The 9301-nt window shown below is 72.1% G+C and carries 5 protein-coding genes; all 5 read right to left on the bottom strand.

The features are described from left to right. Positions 1-65: 65 nt before the first annotated feature. On the bottom strand, positions 66-1646 hold the full coding sequence (gene serA / locus ACFVGO_RS06230; RefSeq protein ID WP_359901556.1) for a phosphoglycerate dehydrogenase: 1581 nt from the start codon (positions 1644-1646) through the stop codon (positions 66-68). Between the two features lie 246 nt (positions 1647-1892). After that, a complete protein-coding gene (gene ilvC, locus ACFVGO_RS06225) occupies positions 1893-2891 on the bottom strand; it encodes a ketol-acid reductoisomerase (protein ID WP_359901553.1) in 999 nt (332 codons plus the stop codon). 104 nt (positions 2892-2995) lie between these two features. Further along, positions 2996-3520, bottom strand: coding sequence for an acetolactate synthase small subunit (gene ilvN, locus ACFVGO_RS06220; RefSeq protein ID WP_049657946.1), 525 nt, complete (start codon positions 3518-3520; stop codon positions 2996-2998). A gap of 37 nt (positions 3521-3557) precedes the next feature. Next, positions 3558-5411 carry an acetolactate synthase large subunit gene (locus ACFVGO_RS06215; protein WP_359901550.1) on the bottom strand — a complete coding sequence of 618 codons (1854 nt, stop codon included), beginning with the start codon at positions 5409-5411 and terminating at the stop codon, positions 3558-3560. A 331-nt stretch (positions 5412-5742) separates the two neighbouring features. Continuing rightward, complete coding sequence (locus tag ACFVGO_RS06210; RefSeq protein WP_359901570.1) at positions 5743-8694, bottom strand: EAL domain-containing protein; 2952 nt, start codon at positions 8692-8694, stop codon at positions 5743-5745. Positions 8695-9301: the final 607 nt, after the last annotated feature.

Below are 9301 nucleotides of genomic sequence, written 5' to 3'. Positions count from 1 at the left end.
AAACACGCACGCTTCCCGCCCCCCTCTCCCAACTGTCCCCCCGGGCCCTGCTGGAGCCGGGAGGGTCAGCCCAGGTCGACCGAGCGCGCGAAGTGGGCGCCGATCTCGGCGGCGATGGCCGACAGCACCTCCTGCGGGATCTCGGTGTCCACGGTGATGGAGGCCAGCGCGTTGCCGCCGTCGCGGGCGACCTGCATGCCGGCGATGTTGATGCCCGCGTCGCCGAGGTGGCGGCCGAGCACGCCGACCACGCCGGGGCGGTCCTCGTACTTGAAGAAGGCCATGTGGTCGGTGAGCGCCACGTCCACGTCGAAGGCGTCCACGCCGACGATCTTCTGGGTCTGCTTGGGGCCGGCCAGCGTGCCGGAGATGGCGATCTCCTCGCCGCCCCCGAGCGTGCCGCGGACGGTGATCACGTTGCGGTGCTCGGGGCTCTCGCTGGAGGTGGTCAGCCGGACCTCGACACCGCGCTCCTGGGCGAACAGCGGGGCGTTGACGTAGGACACCGTCTCCGCCACCACGTCCTCGAACACGCCCTTCAGCGCGGACAGTTCGAGCACCTTCACGTCGTGCTGGGTGATCTCGCCGCGGACCTCGACGTCGAGGCGGACGGCCACCTCGCCGGCCAGCGCGGTGAAGATCCGGCCGAGCTTCTCGGCCAGCGGCAGGCCCGGGCGGACGTCCTCGGCGATCACGCCGCCCTGGACGTTCACCGCGTCCGGCACCAGCTCGCCGGCCAGCGCGAGGCGCACCGACCTGGCGACCGCGATGCCGGCCTTCTCCTGCGCCTCGTCGGTGGAGGCGCCCAGGTGCGGGGTGGCGACCACGTTGTCGAAGGCGAACAGCGGGGAGTCGGTGCACGGCTCCTTGGCGTACACGTCCAGGCCGGCGCCGGCCACCCGGCCGTCGCGCAGCGCGCTCGCCAGCGCCTCCTCGTCCACGATGCCGCCGCGGGCGGCGTTCACGATGCGGACGGTCGGCTTGACCTTGTGCAGCGCCTCGTCGCCGATCAGGCCGATGGTCTCCGGGGTCTTGGGGAGGTGGACGGTGATGAAGTCCGAGACCTCCAGCAGCTCCTCCAGGGTGACCAGCTTGACGCCCATCTGCGCGGCGCGGGCGGCCTGGATGTAGGGGTCGTACGCGACGATCTTCATCCCGAACGCGGACATCCGCTGGGCGACCAGCACGCCGATCCGGCCGAGGCCGACGACACCGAGGGTCTTCTCGCTCAGCTCGACGCCGGTGTACTTGTTGCGCTTCCACTCGCCCTGCTTGAGCGCGGCGTTGGCCGGCGCGATGTTGCGGGCGACGGAGATCAGCAGGCCGCAGGCGAGCTCGGCGGCGGTGACGATGTTGGAGGTCGGCGCGTTGACGACCATCACGCCGGCCTTGGTGGCGGCGGAGACGTCCACGTTGTCCAGGCCGACACCGGCCCGGGCGACCACCTTGAGCTTGCGGGCGACGGCCAGCGCCTCGGCGTCGACCTTGGTGGCGGAGCGGATCAGGATCGCGTCGACGTCGGCGATCGCGGTGAGCAGCTCGGTGCGGTCGGCGCCGTTGCAGTGGCGGATCTCGAAGTCGGGGCCGAGGGCGTCGACGGTGGCGGGCGAGAGCTCTTCGGCGATCAGTACAACGGATTTGCTCACGACAGTGGGGTCCTTAACTGTCCGGTTCCCCCGGGCACGTAGGTGGCGTGGAGGGCGGGGGAAGGTGGCATGCCGCGTAGGTAGACGCACGACGCTGTGGGCCTGACGCGCACTCGGAGTGTATCGACGGGCTGGGTAGCGGGCTGCTCCCGTCCGGCGAAATCACCCGGACGAGAGCAGCCTACTTGTACAAGGGAGTTACAAAATCGGGGCCGGCGGCGCAGCCGGTACCGGCCCGGAAGGGGGTCAGGCCTTCTCGTTGACCCAGCTCATCAGCGAGCGCAGCTTCTTGCCGGTGGTCTCCAGCAGGTGGTCCTCGTCGGCCTTCTTGTACTCGTTGTACTTGGGCAGACCCGCCTTGTACTCGGCGATCCAGGTGTTGGCGAAGGTGCCGTCCTGGATCTCGGCGAGGACCTTCTTCATCTCGGCCTTGGTGGCGTCGGTGATGATCCGCGGGCCGGTGACGTAGTCGCCCCACTCGGCGGTCTCGGAGACCGACCAGCGCATCTTCTCCAGGCCGCCCTCGTACATCAGGTCGACGATGAGCTTCAGCTCGTGCAGGCACTCGAAGTAGGCGATCTCCGGCTGGTAGCCGGCCTCGACCAGGGTCTCGAAACCGGCCTTCACCAGGGCGGCGGTGCCACCGCAGAGGACGGCCTGCTCGCCGAACAGGTCGGTCTCGGTCTCCTCGGTGAAGGTGGTCTTGATGACGCCGGCCTTGGTGGCGCCCAGGCCCTTGGCGTACGACAGCGCCAGGGCGAAGGCGTTGCCCGAGGCGTCCTGCTCGACCGCGACGATCGCGGGGACGCCGCGGCCCTCCTCGTACTGGCGGCGGACCAGGTGGCCCGGGCCCTTCGGGGCGACCATGCAGACGTCGACGTCCGCCGGGGGCTTGATGAAGCCGAAGCGGATGTTCAGGCCGTGGCCGAAGAACAGGGCGTCGCCGGCCTTCAGGTGCGGGGCGATGTCGGCCTCGTAGACGTCGGCCTGGATCGGGTCCGGCACCAGGATCATGATGACGTCGGCCTCGGCCGCCGCCTCGGCCGGGGTGACGACGCGCAGGCCGGCCTCCTCCGCCTTGGCGCGGGACGTGGACTCCGGCTTCAGGCCGACCCGGACGTCGGCGCCGGAGTCGCGCAGCGACAGCGCGTGGGCGTGGCCCTGGCTTCCGTAGCCGATGACCGCGACCTTGCGGCCCTGGATGATGGACAGGTCGGCGTCGTCTTCGTAGAACAGCTCGGCCACGGGGGCACATCTCCTTGCGTGATGGTTGCCGGGTACGCGGTGCTCACCGTATGCGCACGCGGCGGGGGTTTGGGTCTTTGCGTCAGGGTTTGAGACGGCGCTGTTTACGCGCTGCGGTCCAGGGCGCGCAGCGAGCGGTCCGTGATGGAACGCGCGCCGCGGCCGATGGCGACCAGGCCGGACTGGACCAACTCCTTGATGCCGTAAGGCTCCAGCATCCGGAGCATGGCCTCCAGCTTGTCCGAACTGCCGGTGGCCTCGATGGTCACCGCTTCGGGCGACACGTCGACGGTCTTGGCACGGAACAGCTGGACGATCTCGACGATCTGCGACCGGGTCTCGTTGTCGGCGCGGACCTTCACCAGGACCAGTTCCCGCTGGATCGCAGCGGACTGGTCGAGTTCGACGATCTTTATCACGTTCACGAGCTTGTTGAGCTGCTTGGTGACCTGTTCCAGCGGGAGGTCCTCGACGTTGACCACGATCGTCATCCGGGACACGTCCGGATGCTCGGTCGAGCCGACGGCGAGGGAGTCGATGTTGAAGCCCCGACGGGAGAACAGGGCGGCGATGCGGGCGAGCACGCCGGGCTTGTTCTCGACCAGGACGGAGAGGGTGTGCTTGGACATGGGATTCCTCAGTCGTTCTGGAAACTGCAGGGGCTGGTCAGTCGAGGTCGTCGCCGAAGTCGGGGCGCACGCCCTTGGCGAACTGGATCTCGTCGTTGCTGGTGCCGGCCGCGACCATCGGCCAGACCATGGCGTCCTGGTGGACGATGAAGTCGATGACCACCGGGCGGTCGTTGATCTCCATCGCCTGCTTGATGACCGCGTCGAGGTCCTCGGGGCGCTCGCAGCGCAGGCCGACGCAGCCCATCGCCTCGGACAGCAGGACGAAGTCGGGGATCCGGGTGCCCTGGGCCGGCGGCTCGATGCCGTCGTGGCCGGGGCCGGAGTGCAGCACGGTGTTGGAGTAGCGCTGGTTGTAGAACAGCGTCTGCCACTGCCGGACCATGCCCAGCGAGCCGTTGTTGATGACCGCGACCTTGATCGGGATGTCGTTCAGGGCGCAGGTGACCAGCTCCTGGTTGGTCATCTGGAAGCAGCCGTCGCCGTCGATGGCCCAGACCGCGGTCTCCGGGCGGCCGGCCTTGGCGCCCATCGCCGCGGGGACGGCGTAGCCCATCGTCCCGGCGCCGCCCGAGTTGAGCCAGGTGCCCGGCTTCTCGAACTGGATGAACTGCGAGCTCCACATCTGGTGCTGGCCCACGCCCGCGGCGTAGATGGCCTCGGGGCCGACCAGCCGGCCGATCCGCTCGATGACCTGCTGCGGCGAGAGCTGCCCGTCCGGGGCCGGCTCGTAGCCGAGCGGGTAGGTCTTCTTCCACTCGTCGAGCCGCTCCCACCACTCGGTGTAGTCGCCCCGGTGGCCGGCGTCGAACTCGGCCTGGACGGCGACGATCAGGTCGGCGAGCACCTCGCGGGCGTCGCCGACGATCGGCACGTCCGCCGGGCGGTTCTTGCCGATCTCGGCCGGGTCGATGTCGGCGTGGACGACCTTGGCGCCGGGGGCGAAGCCGTCCAGCTTGCCGGTGACGCGGTCGTCGAAGCGGGCGCCCAGGGTGAACAGCAGGTCCGCCTTCTGGAGCGCGGTGACGGCCGGGACGGAGCCGTGCATGCCGGGCATGCCCAGGTGCTGGGGGTGGCTGTCCGGGAAGGCGCCGAGCGCCATCAGGGTGGTGACCACCGGGGCGCCGGTCAGCTCGGCGAGGATCCGCAGCTCGGCGGTGGCCTGCGCCTTGAGCACGCCGCCGCCGACGTACAGCACCGGACGCTTGGCGCCGACCAGCATCTTCGCGGCCTCGCGGATCTGCTTGGCGTGCGGCTTGGTCACCGGGCGGTAGCCGGGCAGCGCGGTCTCGACCGGCCAGCGGAAGGTGGTGGTCGCCTGGAGCGCGTCCTTGGCGATGTCGACCAGGACCGGGCCGGGGCGGCCGGTGGCGGCGATGTGGAAGGCCTCCGCGATCACCCGGGGGATCTCGGCCGGGTCGGTGACCAGGTAGTTGTGCTTGGTGATCGGCATCGTGATGCCGCAGATGTCCGCCTCCTGGAAGGCGTCGGTGCCGATCGCCTTGGAGGAGACCTGGCCGGTGATCGCGACGACCGGCACCGAGTCCATGTAGGCGTCGGCGATCGGGGTGACCAGGTTGGTCGCGCCCGGGCCGGAGGTCGCCATGCAGACCCCGACCCGGCCGGTGGCCTGGGCGTAGCCGGTGGCGGCGTGACCGGCGCCCTGCTCGTGGCGGACCAGGATGTGGCGCACCTTGACGGAGTCCATCAGGGGGTCGTACGCGGGAAGGATGGCCCCGCCCGGAATGCCGAAGACGGTGTCCGCGCCCACGGCCTCCAGGGAGCGGATGAGCGACTGGGCGCCGGTCATGGTCTCGACGACGTGCTGGGGAGCGGGAGCGTTGGCGGCCGGGTTGTCCCCGCGGCGGGGGGATGCGGCGTGCTCAGTCATCTGCCTGTCTCTTCTCGGGATTTGCCGACCAGGTGCTGCGGGCCCCGGTGCTGCGAGGGTGGGGTCCCGGTCCGGGCCGAGCGCCGGCTCTGCCTCAATCGTCCCGCTCGATCCGACAAGTCGGACATGCTCGGGCGGCCGAGGCCAGGGGTCTTGCGGAGGTGGAACAGCGTCAGTGCAACAAAAAACCCCTCGTGCCCAAGGGCATGCGAGGGGTGGCGCGTCGGTCTGTCACGAGCAGGGCGTACGAGCCCACTCAGCCGACGCGCCCGCCAAGTACGAGAATTCGGGTGCGCATGGCAACGACCTTCCTCCCGTCCGGGGCGGCATGTCAAGCAGGTGGGACGACCGTCTCGCCATGCGGACCTCCCGGCGGACCAGTGACGGCACGGTGTTCGGGCAGGTCAGAGCCGCCATGGTGATGTGCGCCACGTCCCGGCGCGGCGTCCGTGCGGCCGCTCGTGCGGCCACTCGTCCGGGTGTCGTCGGCGGCGGGAGGGTACGCGCGGCGGGCCGGGACCGGGCCCGCCGGCGCGGGCACCGGGTAGCCGCGGCGGGCCAGCGCCCGGCGCAGCCGGGGCTCGTCCAGCGGCGGGGCGAAGGCCGAGCCCTGGGCCTGCCCGCAGCCCAGCTCCTGCAGCGCGGAGACCTGGCGGGGCAGGTCCACCCCCTCGGCGGCGGTGGCCATCCCGAGGTCGCGGCCGAGCCGCAGCACGTGCCCGGCCAGGGTGCGGCTGAGCGCGGACTCGCCGAGGTCCTGGACGAGCGTGCGGTCCAGCTTGAGCCCGTCCAGCGGCAGCCGGGCGAGGGCGCCGAGCGAGCCGCCGCCGGCGCCGTACCCGGCCAGCCAGGTGGAGACGCCCAGCCCGCGCAGGGCGGAGAGCCGGCGGCCGAGCTCGTCGGCGAGCGAGTCCGGGCCCATCCGGGCCACCTCGATCACCAGCTCGTCGGCCGGCAGCCCGCTGTCGCGCAGCGCCGCGGCCACCGTCTCGTACAGGCCGGGCGAGCAGAGCCGTTCCACGGAGAGCCGCACGGCCACCGGGACGGGCTCCGGCGCGCCGCGGCCCCGGCCCGGCAGGGTGCGCCGCTCGACGGCCGCGCTGACCGCCTCCAGGACCAGCCAGCGGGAGAACCGGGTGGCCGCGTCGCCGTGCTCGCTCGAACGCAGGAACTCGGCCGGGGTGAGCAGCAGGCCGCCCACCGAGCGCCAGCGGGCCTGCGCCTCGACGCCGGTCACCGCGCCGCTGCGCAGGTCCACCACGGGCTGGTGGAGCAGCGTGAAGCCGCCCTCCCTCACCGCCATCCGCAGCCGCTCCTCCAGTTCGGTGCGGCGCTCCAGGTCGGCCCGCATCGCGGGGGTGTAGAGCACCACCCGGCCCTTGCCCTCGGACTTGGCCCGGTACATCGCGAGGTCGGCGTTGCGCATCAGCTCGTCGGCGGCGACCCTGGGGTCGGCCGCCGGGCCGCGCTCGGGGGTGCCGAAGGCGATGCCGATGCTGGCGGCGACGCCGAGTTCGGCACCGCCGATCCAGTACGGCTCGGAGAGCGCGAGGCGCAGCCGCTCGGCCAGCTCCTGGACCTGGAGGCGGCCGAGCGGGCCGCAGACCAGCGCGGCGAACTCGTCGCCGCCGAACCGGGCGACGGTGTCCCCGCAGCGGACGGCGCTCTGGAGCCGGCGGGCGGCCTGCACCAGCAGTTCGTCGCCGACCTGGTGCCCGGCGGTGTCGTTGACCGCCTTGAAGCCGTCCAGGTCGAGGAAGAGCACCGCGATCCCGGCGCCCGTCCCGCCCTGCTGGCCGCGGGCGCCGAGGGCGGCCCGCAGCCGCTGGGTGAACAGCGCCCGGTTGGGCAGGTCGGTGAGCGGGTCGTGGAAGGCGTTGTGCTGCAACTGGGCCTGGAGCATGACGCGTTCGGTGACGTCCCGGCTGTTGAGCAGCAGGCCGTCGCGATGTCTGCTGACGGTGGACTCGACGTGCAGCCACTCGCCGGCGCCGGAGCTGATCCGGCACTCGACCCGGGCGGAGAGCTCGGCGCCGCCGGGGCTGCGGTGGGTGGTGAGCCGGACCCTGGCGAGGTAGCGGCGGACCTCGGCGAGCACCCGGCCGACGTCCTCGGGGTGGACCAGGTCCAGCAGGTTGCCGCCGACCAGCTGCTCCGGGTCCCGGCCGTAGACGCCGAGCGCGGCCGGGGAGACGTAGGAGAGCACGCCGTTGGCGCCGGCGATCATGATGACGTCGCTGGAGCCCTGCACCAGGGAGCGGAAGTGCGCCTCCTTGTGGGCGAGTTCCTGGGCCAGCGACAGGTTGTCCAGGAGCATCACGCCCTGCCGGAGGATCAGCGCCAGCCCGACGGTGCAGGCCGCCGCGGCCACCACGCGGTCCAACTCCCGTCCACCGAGGGCGTTGTAGAGGATTCCGGCGGTGCAGACCGCGGCGGCCGCGTACGGCGTCAGCGCGCTGAAGGTGGTGGCCACCCGGCGGTGCGGCAGGCCGCCGGCCGAGGGGTGCTCGCGCAGCGGGCGGCGCCAGCGCGGCGACCACGGCGCCCAGGCCAGCAGCAGGCTGCCGGCGAACCAGCCGGCGTCCAGCAGCTCGCCCGAGTGGTAGTTGCTGCGCAGTTCCGGGGAGGTGAACAGGGCGTCGCAGGTGACGGTGACGGCGAGCGCCACCATCGCCGTGTGCACCGCCGCCCGGTTGCCGTCCCGGCCGCCGAAGCGCAGCCCGACCACCAGGCTGACCAGCAGGATGTCCAGCACCGGGTAGGCCAGGTTGAGGGCCAGGCGCAGCGGTGAGCCGTCCTCGCCGGCCGCGATCCGGCCGAGTGCCAGGCTCCAGCTGAGGGTGAACAGCGAGCCGGCGATCAGCCAGCCGTCGAGCAGCAGGCAGAGCCAGCCGGCCGCCGTGCGCGGGTGCTGGGCGAGCACCAGGACGCCGGTGATGGCGAGCGGGGCGAAGAGCAGGAAGGCGTACTCGGCGAGCGAGTCCCGGGGCAGCGCGGTGCGCACGACCAGCTCGTACCAGCCCCAGGTGCCGTTGCCGAAGGCGACCATGAGCGAGGAGAGGCCGAACAGCAGCCAGGCCGGGCGGGCGTGCCCGCCGACCGTGCAGCCGTACACCAGACAGGAGAGCGCGGCCGCCAGGGCCGCCGCGGCCAGTCCGAAGTCGCCCATGAAGACGGACAGTTGGTGTGATCCCCAGCCGGCGGCGGCGCCCGCGGCGTAGGCCAGGCAGAGTGCGCCCAGGACGAACCCGGGCAGGGTGCGGCTGGCCCGGAGCCGGCACAGCGGGCTGCGGCGGGCGGGTGCGGGCACGTCGGCGGCGGACGTGTCGGTGTGCGGTGCCTCCGGCCGTCCGGTTCCGGGCAGCACCGTTTCGGTGGAGCTCACTCGGCCTCTCCCCCTCCGGCCCGGGGCCTCGCGCCCCGGCCACGGACCACCGGCCGCGCACCTCTCGGACGTACGCGGTGGCCTGGCGCCCCGTCAGGACGGTGGCCCAGGGGGTGGGCGGCCTGCCGGTCGCCGCACCGTACCGATGCTCCCAAAATGGACCCTACACCAATCCCGTCACTCAATGACACGCACACTCAACTTAGAGTAATGGCGAAAGGGTGGGGAAATGCCCCCTATTCCTACGGATCGGCCCGGTTGGCGGCGGCGCGCGGGCGGGGGCTCACGCGGCGCGCACGGGAGCACGCAGCAGCGCCCGAACACCGGTTCCAGGACGGACGAACGGCGGCGCCAGGAAGGGGGGGGAAAGGGGGGGGGGGGAGGGGGGGGGTGTGGTCGTGGGGCGTCCGCGCCAACACCGCACCCCCCCGAACCCCGCTCCCGCGCCCGAAAGGTGGCCCGGCCCATGGACCAGCACCCGACCGCACCCGGCCAGGGGCTGACC

The organism is Kitasatospora sp. NPDC057738 (genome assembly GCF_042798815.1).
In the GTDB taxonomy this organism is placed as follows: Bacteria; Actinomycetota; Actinomycetes; order Streptomycetales; family Streptomycetaceae; genus Kitasatospora; species Kitasatospora lactacystinica.
This window is presented reverse-complemented; position numbering and strand designations above follow the sequence as displayed.